The sequence below is a fragment of the Lentzea rhizosphaerae genome (assembly GCF_042649515.1).
Taxonomy (GTDB): Bacteria; Actinomycetota; Actinomycetes; order Mycobacteriales; family Pseudonocardiaceae; genus Lentzea; species Lentzea aerocolonigenes.
On record NZ_JBHRZI010000011.1, the window covers coordinates 963,187 to 980,128 of the forward strand.

Genomic DNA, 16,942 nt, shown 5'->3' on the forward strand with positions numbered 1-16,942 from the left:
CGGCGAGCAAACCACGACGCGGAGGATCGTCGCCCAGCGAACGGCCAAAGGTGAGCGGAACTACTCAGCGACCGGGTTCGAGCTCGCCGGCCTCCGACCGCGGCCCGTACTCGCGCTCCATCTCGACGACGTCGCCGAGCTCGAACCTGACGTCGTCGCTGCTCAGCACCTCGGCCCCGGCAGGTGACCGGAACACGATCCGGAAGTCGACCCGGCGGCCGGTGCCGGTCCAGTAGTCACGCCGGACGATCTTCATGGCCTCGTCGGCCTTGGCGCGGTCCGGCACGGTCGCGGTCACGCGGAGGCTCTGCCGGTGGTCCATGCCGGTCGTGTACTTCACCTCGACCGCGGTGACGCCGTCCTGGGCCTGCAGGTCGGACTCGATGCGGTCGCGCAGGTCCTCGACGGTGTCGTCGGACGTGCCGCACGCGGCGAGCACCAGCAGCGCCAGGAGCGCGAGCCGCCTCATTTGCTCGGCTGCGTCGGTCGGGGGCCGTAGCTGGCCGCTGGGTCGCCTTCGAACGTGATGTGGCCGTCAGCGATGGGCTTGGCTTGTCCCCGCTTGGCTGCGTAGGGAGGGTCGTCGGTGGTGTAGACGCGGTAGTCGGTCGACACGCTCTTCCACGTGCCGCGCCAGTAGTCGCGTTTCGCGATCTCCACCAGGTCGGCGACGGTGGTGTCGGTGATCTTGTCCGCGTGCACGAGCACCTCGACGGTCATGCTCTCGCCGAGGTCGAGGCCGTGGCGGTACTCGAACTGCGCGGCAGCGACGTCCGGGCGTTGTTTCCAGTCAGCGACGATCTGCCTGCCGACCGCGTTGACGTCGGCGTGGAAGTTCTCCAGCACGCTGCATCCCGTCAGAAGCAGCAGGAGAATCGGAAGAAGTCTGAGCACGGCGCACCCCCGCCGTGGATCTTGGCAGGGGTGCGCGGCGCCCGCCCGGCGAACTCAGATCTTCGCCGCCGCCTTCCCCACGGCCTCGACCAGCCATCCGGCATCCGCGGCCGTCATCACGGCTGGAGGCGTGAAGCTCACGGTTCGCCCGCGGAAGTCGGCGAGCACACGCAAACGCAACAGCTCACCGGTGAACACGTCAGCGGCTCGCTGGTCCGGCAGTTCGACGCCGAGCAGCAGGCCGCGGCCGGACGCGTGGGCCTTGCCCGCCACGACAGCTCGCAGCCCGAACAGCAGTTCGTCGCCCAGCAGCCTGGCGCGCTCGACCAGGCCGTCGGCGGCTGTGACGTGCAGGCAGGCGTTGACGGCGGCGGACGCCAGCGGGGACACGGCGTCGGGGCCGCGCCACAACGGGACCTCGACGTCGGCCGAGGCCACCACTGCCGCGATCGGGAGCACGCCGCCGGAGAGGCCCTCGCCCACCAGCAGGATGTCCGGGGTCACGCCATCGATGTCACAGCCCCACCAGACACCCAGGCGACCCAGGCCGGTGCGCGTTTCGTCGACGATCACGAGCGCGCCGTGCTCGCGGCACACCTCGGCGATCGCGCGCAGGTAGCCGTCGGGAGGGAGGGACGCCCCGCGGACCGGTTCGACGAGCACACAGGCCGGTGGTCCGGCGGCCAGGGTGGCGCGCAGCGAGTCGATGCCGCCGTACGGGACGTCGCCGGTGGTCAGCACTCGGGGACGGCCGTTGGCGTGAGCCAGGGCCACGGCGAACTGGGCGGCTTCCGAGGCCGACGGGAACGTGTGGATGTGGTCGAGGCCGTTGGGGGTGACCAGGTCGAGCATCAGGCGGTCCAGCAGCGACGGCCGGCGCACCTGGCCGACCACGGCCTGCACCACGGCCGGGTGGGCGTGGCCGAGCAGAGGGGCTCCGTAACCACCGCAGTCCAGGTACTCGACGCGGTGGGGATCTACCACTCGGGCGCCTCGGGCGGCGCATCCGGTCAGCTGTTCGGTAGCCATGGCGGGGAACCTTTCCTGGGCAGCGCGGCCCGCGGCCGCTCGTCGGGAGGGCGAGCGGACCTGGGTTCCCACTACTCATTCGGATACCGCGCCACGTTGGTTCGCCCGAGGCATAGGCTTTTTCCCGTGCGGATCGAAATCACCGACCTCGACCAGCTGCGGGCAGAGTCTGACCTGCGCAAAGCCGTCATCATCGGGCTGGACCTGACCCGAGAGGACGTCCGTGTCCCGTTGGACGGAGCGCTGCTGCTCGGCTGCGCCCTCAGCGAGACCATGCAGCGCAGGGCGGAGGCAGCCGGTGCGTTGATCTTCCCGGTGATCCCGGACGTGCCGTACGAGGTCTACCGGTCGTCGCTCTACACGCCCGCAGAGCTGTTCGGCGGCTTCGACCCGGCCGACCCGAAGTCGTACGCGGACACCCCGGACGCGGTGATCTACCGGCACAGCAAGCAACAGGGCCACCACCCCGACCCGTTGCACGCGCTGGCCGAACGCCTGCACGACCACTCGATCACCGAGGCGCTCGACGAGACGCTGACGGGATCGCCGGTGGCGGTCATGGGCGGTCACGCGCTGGCCCGCGGCTCGGACGGCTACCGCAACGCCGTCGAGCTCGGCGCGGCGCTCGGCAGGGCCGGTTTCACGGTCCTGACCGGCGGCGGACCGGGCGCGATGGAGGCAGTTCCGCTCGGCGTGCGGCTCGGCGAGGCCGACAAGGACGTCCTCGACGCCATCGCGCAGGCGCCGTCGTTCGGTCACGACGACGAGTCGATCGGCCGGTGGCTCGCGGCGTTCCCGGAGATCCCCTCGTTCGACAAGCCGCGCACGATCGGCATCCCGACGTGGTTCTACGGTCACGAGCCGCCCAACCCCGCGTGCGAGCTGCACGCCAAGTACTTCGCGAACTCGGTGCGCGAGGAGGGCCTGCTGACCGTCGCCACGGGCGGCATCGTCTACACGCCGGGCAAGGCGGGCACGGTCCAGGAGGTCTTCCAGGACTTCACGCAGAACTACTACGGCAGCGTCGGCCCGGCCGCGCCCATGGTGTTCCTGGGCAAGGACTTCTGGACCGACGAGGTCCCGGCCGCGCCGCTCGTGCAGAAGCTCGCGGCCGGCCGGGAGGCCGAGCAGTGGATCCTCGTCACCGACGACATCGACGAGGCGATCGAGCTACTGGTCAAGTACACGAGCTAGGTCGGGCAGCACCTCGGCGCCCGGCAGCTTCATCAGCACGTCGCCCGGGATGAGGATCTTGCTGCCGCGGATGCCGCTGCCCACCACGAGCTCGGGGGCGGCGGCCACTTCCGGCGACACCAGGATCGGCCAGTCCGCGGGCACGCCGATGGGCGTGATGCCGCCGTACTCCATGCCGGTCAACGCGACGGCCTCGTCCATCGGCGCGAAGGACGCCTTGCGCGCGTCGAGCCGTTTGCGGATGACGCCGTTCACGTCCGCACGCATGGTCGCGAGCACCATGCACGCCGCATAACGGATCTCGCCGCCGCGTTTGCCCGCGACGACCACGCAGTTCGCCGACGCTTCGAGCGGCGAACCGTAGTGCGCGCAGAACTCGGCGGTGTCCGCCAACGAACCGTCGATCTCTGCGACGGCGACGCGGTCGGCGCCGTCCAGGTTCTTCAACGCGGCCGCGACCGGCTCCGGCACGAGGTCGAGGCGGGAAAGCACAGGTACGGGTTCCAACGACCCAGCGATGGTCCACACCCCACCCATCCTGCCAGCCCGCCACCCCGCCCCTGCTTTCCGCACGCGGGGCCCTTTCGTGCGCTCTGAGAGTACGAAAGCTCCCCGCGTGCACTGAAAAGTCGCGTTGACTTTGACGCTGCGTCAACCTTTACGGTCTGAACAGAGCGCGAAGGGGGAACCGAGATGGCCTGGTCGATCGCCCAGGTGGCACGGATGTCGCAGGTGACGTCCAGGACGCTGCGGCACTACGACTCGATCGGGCTGCTGCCACCGGCCTGGATCGGTGACAACGGCTACCGCTACTACGAGAAGGAGCAGGTCCACCGCCTGCAGCAGATCCTGCTGCTGCGCGACCTGGGCCTGGGCCTCGACGTGGTGGCCGAGGTGCTGAACGGCACGGACCAGCTCACGATCCTGCGCAACCACCACCGGTGGCTGCAGGACGAACGACGCAGGCTGGACCGGCTCGCCACCACCGTCGCGCGCACGATCGAAGAACTGGAAGGAGGGGACGAGGTGAAGATGGAAGAGCTGTTCGACGGCTTCGACGCCGCCAAGCAGAAGGAGTACGAGGCGCAGCTGGTCGACCGCTTCGGCGACGGCGTGAAGGAGCACATCGCCAGCAGCAAGAAGCGCTGGCAGGGTGCCACGAAGGCCGACGCCGACAGGTTCCTGCAGGAGTGGCAGGACATCGTCACGCGGGCGACGGAGCTGTTCACCGCGAACACGCCGGTGGACGCGCCCGAGACGCAGGAGCTCATCGACCGGCACCACCGGTGGATCTGCCTCAGCTGGACGCCCAACCGGGAGTCCTACTCGGGACTCGCGGACCTGTACCTCGAGGACGAGTTCAAGTCGCAGTTGGACGCCCACGCCGAAGGCACTGCTGAGTGGGCCAACGCCGCGATGAAGCACTACGCGCAGACGCGTCTCTAGGAACTGAACGGGGGCTGCAGACCCCGGTCAGTCAAGCCCGAAAGCCTTCAACGCCTCGCGGTTGAACGCCGGCAGGTCGTCGGGATTGCGCGACGTCACGAGCGTCCACCCGTTCAGGTCACACACCCGAACCTCCTCGTCGGCCCAGTCGCCGCCCGCGTTGCGGATGTCGGTCTGCAGGCTCGGGAACGAGGTCAGCATCTTGCCGCGCACCACGGCGGCCTCGACCAGCAACCACGGCCCGTGGCAGATCGCGGCGATCGGCTTGCCCGCCGCCACCAGGGCCTTCACCAGCTCGACGGCGTCGGCGTCCATCCGCAGGAAGTCGGCGTTGGCCACGCCACCGGGGATCACGGCACCGTCGTAGTCGGCCGCGTCGGCGTCCGCGTAGGTGGTGTCGACCGGGAACGTGTCGGCAGGCGTCAGGTGGTTGAAGCCGCGGACCTCACCGAGCTTCGGTGCGATCAGGCGCGGCACCCCGCCGGCCTTCTCGACGTGTGCCCACGGGTCGGTGAGCTCGACCTGCTCGATGCCCTCCGTGTCGACCAGGAATGCGATCTTCTTCTGTTCGGCCATGCACTTCGGCTACCCGCCGAAGAAGTCGACCAATCTGTGCCGGATCTCCGCGCGGTGCGTGATCATCGGCGAGGGCGAGTCGATCAGCCACAGCTCGCCGCCGGGGAACGCCGCGGCCGTCGCCTTCGCCACGTCCTCGGGGTGCAGCGGGTCGTCCACGGCCCCGATGACCAGCACCGGGATGCGCACGTCCGACAACAGCGAGGCGTCCGCGACGGCCACCTGGCCCGGCAGCTGCTCGGCGGCGGCCTCCAGGCGGGTCAGGGCTGCCCGGCGTTCGGCGACGTAGATCGGTGGTCCGACGGTCAGGTCGGAGAGCTGCTGGAGGGTGAACGGCGCCCGCGGCTGGTCCAGCACGGCCGGGAGCAGCAGCGCCACCCGTTGAAAACGATCGGGTTCGAGGGACAGCAACCGGACCAGCGCACCGGCGCCCAGCGACACGCCAACGGCCTGATCAGCGGAAACGGTCGCCAGGTCGGCCGCGATCCGGCCGTAGTCCCAATAACCTGGAGGCGCATCCGGGGCGTCACCGTGCGACGGCAACGTCACCACCACGCGGGTGCCCGGCAGCCCGGAGGCGGGGATCCGCGCCTCGCCTGGCGTCGCGCCGAGGCCGTGAGCGACCAGCGTCACCGGCGAGCCGGAGCCGTAGGAGTGCGTGATCACCAACGGGGGCCGCGCTGGACCTCGATCAGCTTCGGCCGCACGTCCACCATGTAGACGAGCACCGCGACGAGGCCCGCCAGCCAGAAGATCGAACCGACGCCGCCCGGCGAGAACAGCAGCATCGCGGCCAGCCCACCTCCGGTGATGCCGAGCCACGCCGGCTTGGTCATGCGCTCAGCCGCTGTGTACGCGTCCACGCGCTGACTCAGCGCGTGGAAGAACGCGAACAGCGCCATGACCGTGAACACCAGGTCGGCGAGCAGGTACGCGATCCGGTCGAGGTACCAGAAGCTCCACTCGGGTGGCAGGTCGAAGAACAGCACCCACCCAGACTACGTGGACACATGCGAAGAGGGGAGCGTGCCGGGTGGCACGCTCCCCTCTGCAGGAGACTTCAGCGACTCACTTGGTGGTGTTCGTCGTGGTCGTCTTCTTGGCCGCGGTGGTGCTGCGGGTGGTCGTCGCCGGCTTGCGCGGCGCGGTGCGGTTCGCGGCCTTGCGGGTGGTGCTGCGGACCTCGTGCGCGGCCTCGCCACCGACCTCGACGATCTCCTCGGCCAGCTTCTCGGCGCCTTCCTCGACCTCGTGGGCGACCTTCTCGCCGACCGAACGGGTGCGGCGGGTCACCTTGCCGAGCACGTCGTCCGCGAGGACGCGGGCGTCGGCGGCGGCGGACTCGGCGCGCTTCTGCGCGACCTCGACGGCGTGCTCGACCTGCTCGACGGCCTGCTTGACCTGCGGCTGGGCCTTGATCTGCTCCAGCGTCTGCTCGCCCTGCTCGGCGAGGTAGGTGTACAGGTTCACCGCGGAGGCGGTGTAGGCGTCGACCAGCTTCTTGAGCTCGGCCGGCTGCAGCTTCTCGCGCAGGTCCTTGAGCTCGGCCGGGATGTCGGTGGCCTGGTTGCGGGCCTCGTCGGCACGCTCCTTGGCCTTGTTGAGGGCCTCGACGACCGCCTTGGCGGCGAGGTCACCGGCGCCGAGGGCGGCGAGCAGCGCCTGACGCGCGGCGTGCGCGCCCTGCTCGGCGGCCTTGCGGACGTCGTCCTGGGTGAGCTTCGGCATGGAGATCACTCCTCCTTGTTCTTGGCGGCGTTCTCCCGCCTGAAAGATTCGTAGACGTCGAGCAGCACCTGCTTCTGCCGCTCGGTCAGATCGGTCGCGGCGACGATGGCGTCCGCCAACGCACCGCCTTCGCGCTGCTGGAGGATCCCGGCCTCGACGTAGAGCACCTCGGCCGAGATGCGCAGTCCCTTGGCGATCTGCTGAAGGATCTCCGCGCTGGGCTTGCGCAGTCCTCGCTCGATCTGGCTGAGGTATGGGTTGGAGACACCAGCCTGCTTCGCCAACTCGCGCAAGGAGATCTTCGCGCTGTTGCGTTGCTCGCGGATGTACTCACCGATGTTGCGGCCGAGGTCCGCGACTGCTTTGTCGATGGACTTTTCCACTGTTCCCGCTCCCGTTCCTCGTGCCACCAACAACGTTAGCCCTGAGTGCTAGCTATTGCAAGCACCCTGCTAGCAACAGCTGCGTGTGCTCCGCCACAGCGATACCGTTGCAGGTGACATGGACGACGCCGGGGCCCTGCGCGCCGAGCTGGCGGACCACCTGCTCGGCGATGGCGTGCTGCGCGATTCCAAGTGGCTCAAGGCTTTCCGGGCGGTTCCACGCCACGAGTTCCTGCCGCGCTTCTACCGCCAGCTGCACGACGGCGACTGGGAACAGGTCACCTCGAAACACCCGGACTGGCTGGAACTCGTCTACGCCGACCGGGTGTGGGTTACCCAGTTCGACGGCGACGACACGGTGACCGGTGGCACACCGACGTGCTCGTCCAGCATGCCCACGATCATGGCGATCATGCTGGAGGCACTGGACGTCCACAGAGGACAGAAGATCCTCGAGGTGGGCACCGGCACCGGGTACAACGCGGCTCTGCTGTGCCACGCGGTGGGTTCGGACAACGTCACCACGATCGACGTCGACCCGCACATCTCCCGGCGAGCGCGGGAACACCTGCACGCCAATGGTTTCTTCCCGACCTGCGTCACGGGCGACGGCGCACTCGGCCATCCGGACCGGGCACCGTACGACCGCTTGCTCGCCACCTGCTCCGTCGCGACCGTCCCACCCGCCTGGCTGGAGCAGACCAGACCCGGCGGTCTGGTCGTCACGACGTTGCACCGGCCCATCGGCGCGGGGCTCGTCCAGATCACGTCCAACGGCGACGGCACCGGCGAGGGACGCGTGCTCATCGAGGACGGCCGCTTCATGCCGTTGCGCGCGCACGCCCACCCGCCCGCTCTCGCCGGCGAGGGCCCGTTCGACCGGCGCACCACCAAGCTCCCGCTGGACACCGTGGTCGACCCGACCAGCCCGTTCGAGTTCTTCGCGGGCATCGCGCTGCCGGGCGTCGTCGCCGGTCGCGACTGGCTGGCGCACGCGGACGGGTCGTGGGTGCACCACCGCGGCTCGCACGTCGACCAGGGCGGCCCGCGCAGGTTGTGGGACGTCGTGGAAGAAGCCGTCGGTGAGTGGCACGATCTGGGCAAACCGCGCAGACACCACTTCGGGATCACGATCGGGCCCGACGGCCAGTTCCTGACGCTGGCCGAGCACAGGTGGCGTCTGTGATCCTGAACGAACGTCACGACACGGGTCACTGAATCGACCCCGGCCGGATGCGGTGCGTCATGATGCGACGCATGTCCAAGTTCCGCCAGCAGGCACTGCTGGCCGGTTGCGTGCTGACCGCGTTGCTCACCGCGGCCGGTCTGTTCGTGACCGACCACGGCATCAACCCGCACGTGTGGCTGATCGTGCTCGCACTGGCGTTCCTGGGCCTCCTCGCCGTGCTCGACCCGTGGGTCAAGCGCAGGCACAACGCGGAGCTGAGCACCGACGAGCACCTCGACGCCGCGTGCCGTGCGCTCGCCGTCGGTCTGCAGGCGCAGTGGAACGAGGAGGTCCGGTCCCGCGGGCTCACCGACCCCGACGTGCTCGACCTGCACTGGACGGCCCCGGAACTGGACGTGAGCGACGAGCCGGACGCCCCGCCGGGACGCAGTGACGCGGTGGTGGGCGCGTTCACCCGGCAGATCAACCGCAGGATGGTGGTCCTCGGCGAGGCGGGCACCGGCAAGACGACTGTCGCGATGCTGCTGACGTGCGGGCTGTTGGACCGCTACGACGGCGGCATGGTGCCGGTCCTGCTGCCGCTGTCGACGTGGAACCCGGCGGTCGAGGACGTCCGCACGTGGCTCACCCGTCGGCTGTACGAGGACCATCCGGCGTTGCGCAACACCGAGCTGTACGGCAGCTACGCCGGTGACCTGCTGGTCGAGCAGCACCTCGTGCTGCCCGTGCTGGACGGCCTCGACGACATCCCCGGCCACCAGCGCGCGGACGCGCTGACGCGGATCACCAAGGCGTTCGGCAACCGGCCGCTGGTGCTGACCTGCCGCACGGCCGAGTACGAGCAGACCGTCCACCTCGCGGGCCCGCTGCCCGGCGCCGACGTCGTCGAACTGGCCCCGCTCGACCTGGACGAGGTCGCCGGCTACCTGCGGGCGAGCGCGGACAGCGTGGGCGCGGCGCGGTGGGAGCCGGTGTTCATCCACCTGCGCGAGGAGCCGGACGGCAGGCTCGCCGACGCGCTCTCCACGCCGCTCACGATGTGGCTCGCCAGCATGGTCTACGCGGACAACGAGGCCGAGCCGACGGAACTGCTCGACCGCGGCCGCTTCCCCGACGCGCGGGCGATCTCGGACCACCTCTGCGACGAGCTGGTGTCACGTGCGTTCGGCAACAGGGCGTTCGCGCACCACGCCGGAGCGACGCAGGTCTGGCCGCGGGACAGGGCCCGCCGCTTCCTCGAGTTCCTCGCCCACGAGATGCGCGACCGCGGCATCCGCGAGCTGGCCTGGTGGGAGCTGCGGCGGTCGGTCGGCAGCACCTGGCTCGCGCTGCTCGGCGCTCTGGTGCTCGGCGCGATCGGCGGGTTCGGCGTCGGCTGGCTGATGGCGTACTCGATCACGCCGTCGCTCGCCCCGATCACCGGCCTGGTCGCGGGCATCGCGGTCGGTGCGGCCGCGCTGACCGCGTCGCAGGAACGCAAGGTCAAGCCGCGCCTGGGGATCTGGCGCAGCCTCCTGCTCGTCCCCGGCGTGCTCGGCCTCGCCGCGGGGCTCGTCTTCGGTGCGCTGTACGGACTTTCCGCCGGGCTCGTGGTCGGACTCGGGTGCGCCGTGGCGGTCGCGCTGCGGTTCGCGTTGTCGAGCTCGGCCGAGCTCCAGCAGGCTTCCAGTCCTCAGTGGACGATGGCGCGCGACCGGATCGCGGTGTGGACCGGATCTCTGGTGCTGGCGGTGGTCTTCGGCTCGGCGGCGGCGCTGGTGTTCGGTCCCGGCCAGACCGGCATGGTCGGGCTGGGGCTCGCGTCCGGGTTGATGCTCGGGTTCGCGCTCGCCGTGCTGCACCTGCGCTGGTGGTGGTTCACCGTCGCGCGGATCTGGTTGGCGTTGCGCGGAAAGCTGCCCTGGGAGCTGATGGTCTTCCTGGAGGACTCGCGCAAGCTCGGCGTGCTCTGCCGGGCGGGAGCCTGCTACCAGTTCCGGCACGGACTGGTGCAGGACCGCCTGGCAGAGCACGAGGTGACTACTCGGTCCGCAGGCCAAGTGCTCCGGTCGCCCTTCTCAGCGAAGGCAACGTCAGAGCAGTGACCGCGAAGGTCAGGCCCACCACGATCCCGGTGATGAGGCCGATCCCCGCCCAGTCGAACGCGACCTCCGCTCCGAACACCCGGATCACCAGCGCCCCCAGCCCGATGCCGGTGGCCAGCGACACCACCGTGGAGATCGCGAGCGGCAGGGCGTTCTGCCAGAGCAACGAGCGGGCCAGCGTGCCGCGAGGGACCCCGCTCGCGGCCATCACGGCGAGCGGGCGTCGGCGTTCCCGCACCTGCTCCAGGGCCACGACCAGCAGTGACGCGGCGGCGACGAGCAACGTGAGCAGCGAGCCGGTCAGCAGCGCGCGGCGGATCACGCCGAACACCCGTTCCGCCTCGTTGCCGTCGTACGGGCCACCACCGAAGTAGGTGTGCGTCTGCCAGGTGTAGTCCGCGATGGCGTTGCGCGCGTGCTCGACCGCATCCGGCACCGAGGTGTCGAGCACGGCGAGGAACTCCGAGTTGTACGGCACCAGGCCACGTGCGGCGGCCGGGGTGACGAACAGGTCGGACGTGCCAGTGCCGGGCCCGACCACCTCGATCGCGGGCACTGTCCACTTCGCGCCCGAGTGCCGGAACGTCACGACGTCACCGGCCTGAGCAGCCGGCTGCCCGGTGGACTGGCGCACGGCGTAGACCCCGCCGTCCTTGCAGTCGGGGATGGACGCCTGCTTGGTCAACGCCGCACAGGGACCGATGTTGACACCCACCCAATCGCCACCGCCCCGCTCTCCCCAGGCCACCTCGACCCGGTGCAGAGCGGTCACGGCCCTGCTCTTCTCCAGCGCCGCGGCGATTCCGTTCGCGTCGGAGCCTTCCTTCGCGGTGACGGTGAGGTAGTTGAAGGAGGCCTTCGTCTTCTCCCTCACCTGCACCTCCCCCTCGACGCCGGCCAGGACCATCTGCAACGTCACGGTGCCCGCGAGCACGACCGCCACACCGCCGACGACGCGAGCCGCCGTGCCGCTGTCGAGCTGCAACCGCCGCACCGCGAGCTGCAACGCCGGCGTGCGGCCCTTCACCAGGAACACGACCCGCTCCACCAGCCACGGCAGGAGCACCGGGATTCCGAGCATCAGCAGCACGATGCCGCCGACGACGGGCCACTGGTTGGGTTTCTCCGTGCGGGTGAACGTGCCGATCTGGCTGACGAGCAGCGCGACACCGATCGCCACCGGCACGAGCCGCCACCACAGGCGGCGGCGGACCGGCTTCTGGTCCCGCACCACACCCAGCGGTTCGATGATCGTGCGGCGCATCGCCACCAGCGAGGTGACCACCGCGAGCACCGGCACCGCCACGATCACGGTGAGCGTCAGCACCGGCGTCGGCATGACCTCGTTCGGGAAGGCCGACAGCTCGGCGATGGAGATCCGGTCGACGAACGGCCGGACCGCGAAGAAGATCCCGAACCCGACCACGAGCCCGGCCAGCGCACCGGCCAGCGACTCACCGGAAGCGATCAGCCGCACCCGGCTCGCGGCCGCGCCGACCAGCCGCAACGCCGCGAGCCTGCGGTCGCGCTGAGCCGCGGCGAGCCTCGTGGCGACGCCGACGAACACCGCCACCGGGAACAGCAGCACGACCAGGCCGACGACGCTGAGCAGCCACAGCACCGGATCCAGCCCGCCGCCACGGTGCGGGACGCCCCACCCGTGGACGCCGGTGCTGGTGTCCTTGATCTTCGTGTTGCCGGCGTAGAACTGGAGCTCGTTCGGGTTCTCGAGGCCGGCCTGGCCGATGGTGCCGACGACCTTCTGCGGGAAGCGCGGCCTGAGCAGCTCGCCGCGCGGTTCGGCGAGCAGCCGGGCGAGCGCGGGCGACACGAAGATCTCGCCGTCACCCGGCACCCGGTCGACGCCCGGCGGTACGGGCGCGTCCGGCGTCCGCGGGTTGAGGTAGTAGCCGGCGATGTAGTCGACGCGGAACGCGAGGAAGTCGCGCTCCACCAGCAGCGGCGCCGGTCCGCTGCCCTCCGTCACCATCTCCCGCCCTGCCACGCGGTCACTCCGCCCGTCCAGCACGCTCGGCAGCGACGCGGCGAACAGCAGCAACGCGACGCCGAGGCCGATGCCCACGCCCTGGAGCGCGAGCCTCACCCAGGACTTCCGGCTGCCCCCGACAGCCAGCCGGACGCCCAGGGTGAGGTCGCCGATCATGCGGTTCACCGTGCGAACTCCACGTCACGCGAACGCCCGTCGCGCACCACGACCTCGCGGTCGGAGTAGGCGGCGACGCGTGGTTCGTGCGTGACGAGCACGACGGCGGCACCCGTTTCCCGTGCCGCGGTCGTGAGCAGGTGCATGACGCGTTCGCCGTTGAGCGAGTCGAGCGCGCCGGTCGGTTCGTCGGCGAAGATCACCTTCGGACCGGTGACCAGTGCGCGGGCGACCGCGACGCGCTGGCCCTGGCCGCCGGAGGTCTCGCCGGGCCGCTGCTCGGCGACGGCGTCGACCTCCAGCCTGGCCATCCAGTCCTTCGCCGCCCGTTCGGCCTCCTTGCGCTTCATGCCGCTCAACCGCAGGGGCAGCGCGACGTTCTCCAGGCACGTCAGCTCCGGCACGAGCTGGCCGAACTGGAAGACGAACCCGAACTCGGTGCGCCGCAGCTCGCTGCGCTCACCGTCGTTCATCGAGGTCAGCTCGCGGTCGCGGTAGTGCACGGTGCCGCGGTCCGGCGGCAGGATGCCGGCGAGGCAGTGCAGCAGGGTGGACTTGCCCGACCCCGACGGCCCCATCACCGCCACGACCTCGCCCTCGCGGATCGTGATGCCCGCACCGTCGAGCGCGTGCGTCCTGCCGAACGACTTGGTCAGGCCCTCGGCCCTCAACAGGCTCATCGCGCGACCTCCGCGGCCAGCTGGTCGAGCCGTGCGGCGGTCAGTTCGAGCCACCGCAGGTCGGCTTCGAGGTGGAACAGGGCGAAGTCGCAGATGAGCTGGTCGGCGAGGTCGCCACCGGTCTTGCGCCTGGTCAGCTCGCGCATCGTGGTGAGGTGCGCCGCGCGTTGCGCGTCGAGCACCTCCGTGGCGCTGCGGCCGGACAGCAGGGCCAGCACCACCTTCGCGTACAGGGTGTTCTGCAGGTACGGCTCCGGCTTCTCCGGAGTGCTCAGCCAGCGCTCCACGTCGGTGACGCCGGCGTCCGTGATCGCGTACCGCTTGCGGTCCGGACCGTCGCCGGCCTCGACGCCCGCCTCGGTCACGAAGCCGTTCTTCAGCAGCCTCGACAACGTCGAGTACACCTGCCCGTAGTGCAACGGCCGGTCCTGACCAAAGCGCTCGTCGTAGGCGCGCTTCAGGTCGTATCCGTGCCTTGGACCGCCTTCTAGCAGGCCCAACAGTGCGTGTCCGATCGACATGGGAGGCACTATACACACGATGTATACACCGAGTGCATTCCTCGGATGCCCTGACGGGCAACCGCCGTGGCGCCTACAGTGGTGGGGTGACTGGTCTGACTGTCGGCTGGGATCACGACGTCGAGCTGCTGCTCGACTTCCTGAACACTCGACACGTACTGGACAGTGAAGCCTCCTGGCGCGCCTGGGTGACCGAACGCGGCCTCGGGCGGAGCAGTGAAATCGCACAGGCGCGCGCCGCGCGGGCGGCGCTGCGGTCGTCCATCGAAGGGTCGTCAGGCCCTCAGACCGCGGCGGGTGTCGTCCACGTCGAGCTGACCGACGGCGTCCCGGTGCTGTCGAGCTCGGACGCGCTGGGCGCGGTGCTGGCCGCCTCCGCGCGCCTCGCGGTGCTGGGGTCCTGGGAGCGCTTCAAGATCTGTCCTGCCGACGACTGCCTGCGGGCGTTCTTCGACCGTTCGCGCAACCGCTCGCGCACGTGGTGCTCGATGCAGGTGTGCGGCAACCGCGAGAAGGCCCGCACGTTCCGAAAACGAACGCGCGCTCAGAACAGCGCGTTGGCCACGGTGTAGATCACCAGACCGGCCAGCGCGCCGACCACGGTGCCGTTGATCCGGATGAACTGCAGGTCCCTGCCGACCTGCAGCTCGATCTTGCGCGAGGTCTCCTCGGCGTCCCAGCGCTCGACCGTGTCCGTGATCAGCGTGGTGATCTCCGCGCGGTAGTTGCTGACGACGTACCCGGCGGCCTGCTCCAGCCAGCCGTCGACCTTGGCGCGCAGCTCGGGGTCGTCGGTGAGGTTCGTGCCGAGCGTGATCAACCCCTGCGTGACGCGCCGGCGCAGCTCGCTGGACGGGTCCTCGGCGGCGTCGATGAGCATCTTCTTCGCCGTGCCCCACGCGCTGTTGATGAGCTTCTGCACGTCCGGGTGGTTGATGACCTGCTGCTTGACCTGCTCGGCCCGCTGCATGGTCGACGGGTCGTTCTGCATGTCCGTGGAGAACTCGAGCAGGAAGTGGTCCACGGCGAGCCGCATCGGGTGGTTGACGTCGGTCTTGACGGCCCAGGCGAAGTTGACCAGCTCGGTGTAGACCTTGTCGCCGAGCAGCGAGTCGACGAACTTGGGCGACCACGTGGGCGCGCGGTCGGTGACGATCAGGCTGACCTTGTCGTAGTTGTCCCGCACCCACTCGTAGGCGCGGTCGCACATGAGGTCGACGAGCTTGTGGTGAGCGCCGTCGGTGAGCACCTGGTTGAGCAGCTTGCCGAGCGGCGGCCCCCAGGGCTGAGCCGTGACGCGCTTGACGATCGCGTGCTCGACGACGGCCTGGATCTCTTCGTCCCTGAGCACGGTGATCGCGCCCTTGATGACGTTGGCGAGCTCGTTGGTGACGCGTTCGGCGTTGTCCGGCTGCTTGATCCACGCGCCGGCCCGTTCCGCGATGCCTGCGCGGCGCAGCTTGTCCTGGACCACCTCGGGACTGAGGAAGTTGACGCCCACGAAGTCGCCGAGCGTCTTGCCGAACATGTTCTTGCGGGTGGGGATGATCGCGGTGTGCGGGATCGGCAGTCCCAGCGGCCGCCGGAACAGGGCGGTGACGGCGAACCAGTCGGCGAGCGCGCCGACCATGCCGGCCTCCGCGGCGGCCCGCACGTACCCGACCCAGGCGCCCTCGAACGCGTGCGTGCCGAAGAAGATGACCGTGGCGCCGACGAGGAAGCTCGTGGCGACGACCTTCATCTTGCGCAGGTCGGTGCGCTTCTGCTGGTCAGCAGCCGTCAGTTGCTCCACAACCACATTGTCCGTGAAGATCCTGCGTTGTGCGGGTACCAGCGCTAGTCCCTCGGTTGCAGCCGTTCACGTCGACCATCTTCGCGGAGATGACGGCGCTGGCCGTGCAGCACGACGCCGTCAACCTCGGTCAGGGTTTTCCCGACACCGACGGTCCTGCGTCGATGCTCGCGGCCGCCCAGTCCGCGATCGCGTCCGGCGTGAACCAGTACCCGCCCGGCCCCGGCATGCCGGTGCTGCGCCGGGCCGTCGCGCAGCACCGTTCGCGGTACGGGCTCTCGTACGACCCGGACACCGAGGTCCTGGTGACCGTGGGCGCCACCGAGGCGATCGCGGCGGCGCTGCTGGCCCTGGTCGAGGCCGGTGACGAGGTCATCCTCATCGAGCCGTACTACGACTCGTACGCCGCTTCCGTGGCGATGGCCGGTGCCACGCGGGTGACCGTCGGCCTGCGCGAGGACGAGTCCGGACGGCTGGCGCTCGACGTCGACGCGTTGCGGGCGGCCGTCACGCCTCGGACGCGGGCGATCCTGGTCAACTCGCCGCACAACCCGACCGGGACCGTCTTCCGCTTGGAGGAGCTCCAAGCCATCGCCGCGCTGTGCGTGGAGCACGACCTGCTGGCGATCACCGACGAGGTCTACGAGCACCTGGTGTTCGACGGCCTGACCCACATCCCGCTGGCCTCGCTGCCGGGCATGGCCACACGGACGTTGTCGATCTCCGGCGCCGGCAAGACGTTCAACTGCACCGGCTGGAAGATCGGCTGGGTGTGCGGGCCCGCCGAGCTGGTGTCGGCGGTGCGCGCGGCCAAGCAGTTCATGACCTTCGTGGGCGGGGCGCCGTTCCAGCCCGCCGTGGCGCACGCGCTGACCGCGGAACTGGACTGGGTCGGCGAGCTGCGCGACTCGTTGGCCTCGAAGCGCGCGCGCCTGGCCGAGGGGTTGCGTGCGGCCGGTTTCGAGGTGCGGTCGTCGGAGGGCACGTACTTCATCTGCGCCGACGTCCGGCCCCTCGGCTACACCGACGGCTGGGCCCTGTGCCGCGACCTGCCGGCCCGGATCGGGGTCGCCGCGGTGCCGGTCCAGGTGTTCACCGACCGCCCGGAGCAGTGGCAGCACCTGATCCGGTTCGCGTTCTGCAAGCAGGACTCAGTGATCGACGAAGCGGTGGAACGACTCCACAAGCTGTAGTTGTCCACAGGTGTGGACAGGTTTCTCCACACCTGTGGACAACCCACTTTCGGGTGAGGCTTGGAGCCT

19 protein-coding genes are annotated in these 16,942 nt (G+C 69.9%); 6 read left to right on the top strand and 13 right to left on the bottom strand.

What is annotated here, in order from left to right; translation table 11 throughout:
• Positions 1–64 precede the first annotated feature (64 nt).
• From ACFOWZ_RS12220 to ACFOWZ_RS12230, 3 genes are all read right to left on the bottom strand, one after another.
• Positions 65–469: a hypothetical protein gene (locus tag ACFOWZ_RS12220; protein WP_382371997.1), complete on the bottom strand. Its 405-nt coding sequence runs from the start codon at positions 467–469 to the stop codon at positions 65–67.
• Positions 466–846: a hypothetical protein gene (locus ACFOWZ_RS12225; protein ID WP_382371998.1), complete on the bottom strand. Its 381-nt coding sequence runs from the start codon at positions 844–846 to the stop codon at positions 466–468. The genes ACFOWZ_RS12220 and ACFOWZ_RS12225 overlap by 4 nt, the downstream gene beginning before the upstream one ends.
• A gap of 102 nt (positions 847–948) precedes the next feature.
• Positions 949–1,923 carry an aminotransferase class III-fold pyridoxal phosphate-dependent enzyme gene (locus ACFOWZ_RS12230; RefSeq protein ID WP_382371999.1) on the bottom strand — a complete coding sequence of 325 codons (975 nt, stop codon included), beginning with the start codon at positions 1,921–1,923 and terminating at the stop codon, positions 949–951.
• Positions 1,924–2,049: 126 nt separating this feature from the next.
• On the opposite strand from ACFOWZ_RS12230, the gene ACFOWZ_RS12235 reads away from it, so the two are divergent.
• Entirely contained in the window at positions 2,050–3,117 is a 1,068-nt protein-coding gene (locus tag ACFOWZ_RS12235; RefSeq protein ID WP_382372000.1) for an LOG family protein, read from the top strand.
• On the opposite strand, the gene ACFOWZ_RS12240 is transcribed toward ACFOWZ_RS12235, so the two are convergent.
• Entirely contained in the window at positions 3,094–3,654 is a 561-nt protein-coding gene (locus ACFOWZ_RS12240; RefSeq protein ID WP_382372001.1) for a YbaK/EbsC family protein, read from the bottom strand. The genes ACFOWZ_RS12235 and ACFOWZ_RS12240 overlap by 24 nt on opposite strands.
• Positions 3,655–3,810: 156 nt before the next feature.
• Between ACFOWZ_RS12240 and ACFOWZ_RS12245 the strand changes: the two genes are divergently transcribed.
• The gene (locus ACFOWZ_RS12245; protein ID WP_382372002.1) at positions 3,811–4,563 is read left to right on the top strand and encodes a MerR family transcriptional regulator; all 753 of its coding nucleotides are present in this window, start codon (positions 3,811–3,813) and stop codon (positions 4,561–4,563) included.
• A 27-nt stretch (positions 4,564–4,590) separates the two neighbouring features.
• Here ACFOWZ_RS12245 and ACFOWZ_RS12250 read toward each other — a convergent pair whose 3' ends face one another.
• The 5 genes from ACFOWZ_RS12250 to ACFOWZ_RS12270 all read right to left on the bottom strand — a co-directional run bounded on the left by ACFOWZ_RS12250 (position 4,591) and on the right by ACFOWZ_RS12270 (position 7,250).
• Positions 4,591–5,139: a DJ-1/PfpI/YhbO family deglycase/protease gene (locus ACFOWZ_RS12250; RefSeq protein WP_382372003.1), complete on the bottom strand. Its 549-nt coding sequence runs from the start codon at positions 5,137–5,139 to the stop codon at positions 4,591–4,593.
• A 9-nt stretch (positions 5,140–5,148) separates the two neighbouring features.
• Positions 5,149–5,805: an alpha/beta fold hydrolase gene (locus tag ACFOWZ_RS12255; RefSeq protein ID WP_382372004.1), complete on the bottom strand. Its 657-nt coding sequence runs from the start codon at positions 5,803–5,805 to the stop codon at positions 5,149–5,151.
• Entirely contained in the window at positions 5,802–6,077 is a 276-nt protein-coding gene (locus ACFOWZ_RS12260) for a DUF2516 family protein (RefSeq protein WP_382372659.1), read from the bottom strand. Before ACFOWZ_RS12260 ends, ACFOWZ_RS12255 begins: the two co-directional genes overlap by 4 nt.
• A 130-nt stretch (positions 6,078–6,207) precedes the next feature.
• Complete coding sequence (locus tag ACFOWZ_RS12265) at positions 6,208–6,867, bottom strand: hypothetical protein (protein WP_382372005.1); 660 nt, start codon at positions 6,865–6,867, stop codon at positions 6,208–6,210.
• A gap of 5 nt (positions 6,868–6,872) precedes the next feature.
• Positions 6,873–7,250: a helix-turn-helix domain-containing protein gene (locus ACFOWZ_RS12270; RefSeq protein ID WP_382372006.1), complete on the bottom strand. Its 378-nt coding sequence runs from the start codon at positions 7,248–7,250 to the stop codon at positions 6,873–6,875.
• Between the two features lie 118 nt (positions 7,251–7,368).
• Between ACFOWZ_RS12270 and ACFOWZ_RS12275 the strand changes: the two genes are divergently transcribed.
• A complete protein-coding gene (locus tag ACFOWZ_RS12275) occupies positions 7,369–8,436 on the top strand; it encodes a methyltransferase domain-containing protein (RefSeq protein WP_382372007.1) in 1,068 nt (355 codons plus the stop codon).
• A gap of 71 nt (positions 8,437–8,507) precedes the next feature.
• A complete protein-coding gene (locus ACFOWZ_RS12280; protein WP_382372008.1) occupies positions 8,508–10,523 on the top strand; it encodes an NACHT domain-containing protein in 2,016 nt (671 codons plus the stop codon).
• Here ACFOWZ_RS12280 and ACFOWZ_RS12285 read toward each other — a convergent pair.
• The 3 genes from ACFOWZ_RS12285 to ACFOWZ_RS12295 are packed head-to-tail and all read right to left on the bottom strand — an operon-like array spanning position 10,459 to position 13,888.
• The gene (locus ACFOWZ_RS12285) at positions 10,459–12,687 is read right to left on the bottom strand and encodes an FtsX-like permease family protein (protein ID WP_382372661.1); all 2,229 of its coding nucleotides are present in this window, start codon (positions 12,685–12,687) and stop codon (positions 10,459–10,461) included. The genes ACFOWZ_RS12280 and ACFOWZ_RS12285 overlap by 65 nt on opposite strands.
• A gap of 5 nt (positions 12,688–12,692) precedes the next feature.
• Complete coding sequence (locus ACFOWZ_RS12290; RefSeq protein WP_382372009.1) at positions 12,693–13,367, bottom strand: ABC transporter ATP-binding protein; 675 nt, start codon at positions 13,365–13,367, stop codon at positions 12,693–12,695.
• Positions 13,364–13,888, bottom strand: a complete 525-nt coding sequence (locus ACFOWZ_RS12295) for a PadR family transcriptional regulator (RefSeq protein ID WP_382372010.1) — start codon at positions 13,886–13,888, stop codon at positions 13,364–13,366. Before ACFOWZ_RS12295 ends, ACFOWZ_RS12290 begins: the two co-directional genes overlap by 4 nt.
• 86 nt (positions 13,889–13,974) lie before the next feature.
• Between ACFOWZ_RS12295 and ACFOWZ_RS12300 the strand changes: the two genes are divergently transcribed.
• Positions 13,975–14,460 (top strand): CGNR zinc finger domain-containing protein, encoded by a 486-nt coding sequence (locus ACFOWZ_RS12300; protein ID WP_236704079.1) that lies wholly within the window; start codon positions 13,975–13,977, stop codon positions 14,458–14,460.
• Here ACFOWZ_RS12300 and ACFOWZ_RS12305 read toward each other — a convergent pair.
• Positions 14,433–15,680 (bottom strand): DUF445 domain-containing protein, encoded by a 1,248-nt coding sequence (locus ACFOWZ_RS12305; protein WP_382372011.1) that lies wholly within the window; start codon positions 15,678–15,680, stop codon positions 14,433–14,435. The two genes, ACFOWZ_RS12300 and ACFOWZ_RS12305, sit on opposite strands and share 28 nt — an antisense overlap.
• A 29-nt stretch (positions 15,681–15,709) precedes the next feature.
• Between ACFOWZ_RS12305 and ACFOWZ_RS12310 the strand changes: the two genes are divergently transcribed.
• Positions 15,710–16,873 (top strand): pyridoxal phosphate-dependent aminotransferase, encoded by a 1,164-nt coding sequence (locus ACFOWZ_RS12310; RefSeq protein WP_382372012.1) that lies wholly within the window; start codon positions 15,710–15,712, stop codon positions 16,871–16,873.
• Positions 16,874–16,942 lie beyond the last annotated feature (69 nt).